Origin of the sequence: Bacillus sp. SIMBA_074, assembly GCF_046534555.1 — a bacterium.
In the GTDB taxonomy this organism is placed as follows: Bacteria; Bacillota; Bacilli; order Bacillales; family Bacillaceae_G; genus Bacillus_A; species Bacillus_A mycoides.
Genome location: NZ_JAWRYM010000903.1, coordinates 1 through 252, shown reverse-complemented (window position 1 = coordinate 252; position 252 = coordinate 1). Strand labels below are relative to the sequence as shown.

The following is a 252-nucleotide window of genomic DNA, read 5'->3' as shown; positions in this document are numbered from 1 at the left end:
ATCACGTCAGTTAAAGCTCCGAGATGTTGGAAAGCGAATGATGGACGCATTGATACGGCTAGCGAACGATTCTTTAGCCTATTATATGCATGATGATATAGGACGCTCCCTTTTTCAAGCAAGGCGTGATGCCGAGTTAAGCGAAGCATACGACGACCACGGGATCTCCGGTGGGAATAAAATAGCCAGTATGATCCGCAATGTTGAGAATGCGATTCAATTAATGAAAGAACGCGAATTGGAAATGCTGGC

Annotated in this window: 1 pseudogene; it reads left to right on the top strand. The window is 45.2% G+C overall.

The features are described from left to right. A pseudogene (locus SB773_RS33375) lies at window positions 1–252 on the top strand (hypothetical protein); the annotation flags it as partial.